Origin of the sequence: Dietzia sp. SLG310A2-38A2 (assembly GCF_014145095.1) — a bacterium.
Classification (GTDB): Bacteria; Actinomycetota; Actinomycetes; order Mycobacteriales; family Mycobacteriaceae; genus Dietzia.
Window position 1 is genome coordinate 1 of record NZ_JAALDX010000386.1, and the last position, 1,728, is coordinate 1,728.

General features: G+C 69.5%; 1 protein-coding gene. It reads right to left on the reverse strand.

All coding sequences use genetic code 11. The annotated features are described in order from the left end of the window. Window positions 1-398: 398 nt before the first annotated feature. Window positions 399-1,229 carry an HAD-IB family hydrolase gene (locus G6027_RS13475; protein WP_182637616.1) on the reverse strand — a complete coding sequence of 277 codons (831 nt, stop codon included), beginning with the start codon at window positions 1,227-1,229 and terminating at the stop codon, window positions 399-401. Between the last annotated feature and the right edge of the window lie 499 nt (window positions 1,230-1,728).

Here is a 1,728-nt window from a genome sequence, read left to right on the forward strand (position 1 = left end):
GGTCGGCACGCGTGCCGACCCGCCAACTCACTGCGGTTCCATTGAGAGATCCGGGTACCAGGCGTCCTGTGGTCCGCCGTGTGGCCGGTCCGGGACAACCGTCGGTGACGGCTGGCGCGGACCCACGGCTGGTGTGCCTCTCGGGCGTTATCCGTCGCGTGGGTTCCGGAGTATCGATGACGGTGGCTCGGACGGGGAACCATGACTTCTCTTCCGTCACCGTTCTGGCGTCGTTGTCACCGTGCCCTGAGCATGCCGCGCGGACAGTCGCCCCGGCGATGGTGGGATCCCACAACGAACCCCGGGAATTGCGGGTGATTCCCGCCATCGCGTCCCGCCGGACCGCCGTCGGATGATGAGGTGTTGGGCCCGAGCGCGGGCGGGCCGGGAGACCAGGCTCAGCGGTCTCGCCGCGCGGAGCGCGCGAAGGAGAACGTCGCCGCCCCCACCGCGAGCGCGATCGCCCCGACGCCGATGATCGGTCCGGTCGCGCGTTCCAGCGTCGGCAGCAGCGGGGTGGGGTTGGAGAAGGTGAGGATCGGCCACCCGCGCTCCAGGGCCTCACGACGCAGGGCCCTGTCCGGGTTGATCACCGTCGGATGTCCGACCTCCTCGAGCATCGGAAGGTCGGTGGAGGAGTCGGAGTAGGCGTACGAGGCCTCGAGGTCGTAGCCATAGCGCCTGGCGAACGCGCGGATCGCCTCGGCCTTGCCCGGTCCCTGGCAGTAGAACTCGATGGACCCGCCGTACCGCCCGTCGGCGTCGCGGTTCATGCGGGTGCCGGCGTAGTGATCCACGCCGAGCATCCGGGCGATCGGCGCCACCAGTTCCTCACCGGAAGCGGACACGATCACCAGGTCGTGCCCGAGCGCCCGGTGCTCGGCGAGCAGTTCCTGCGCCTCGGCGTACACGGTCGGAGAGACGGTCTCCGTCAGTCCCTCGGTGACGATGCGCTCGACCTTCGCGGGCTCCCACCCCTTGGTGGCCGTGGCCATGGCCTGGCGCACCTTCTGCATCTGGTCGTCGTCGGCGTCGGAGAGGCTGAACGCGAGCTGCGTGTAGGCCAGGTCGATGACCGATCGGCGGGACAGCAGCCCCTCGTCGAGGAACGACTTGTTGAACGCGAACACCGACGAGGTGGCGATGATCGTCTTGTCGAGGTCGAAGAATGCGGCGACCCGGCGAGGTCGGTGCGATGACCGAGGGCCCTGGCGGCGTGGGGCGGACACGACTCCACGATACGGTTCTTGTGTTCACCGCGCGGATAAGTGATACTGATCACGCTCGAAAGAGCATCCCCCTATAGGTGCTCGGTTCGTTCCCCCACGAATCGGGACTTCGAGAAACCGCGGCGTCCCCCTGCCGCGGTTTCTCTCATTTCGGGCGGGGCCCGCGAGTCGGGGTGCTCGAATTGGGGACCTCGAGTTCTGGCGTGTTGTCCACAGCCCCCGGCCCCTCCACAGGCGGTCTCAGGATGGCGCTCCGGGCCGGGTCCGCCGACCGGTGGGTGCGCGACGCTGTGCCCGTGACCCAGAGCCCTCGCCCAGCGCACGACACAGTCCCCGACCCTCTCTCAGGCAGGACCGTCGCGGTCGACGTGACCGACCCGGACCTCGACGCTGACGTCCGCGCCGTGCTCGCCGCGCTGGCCCTGGACCCCGTGTCGCCGAACAGCGCCTCGGCGGACGTGGTGGTGACCGACCGTGAGGGGACCGGCGCGGGGCCCGG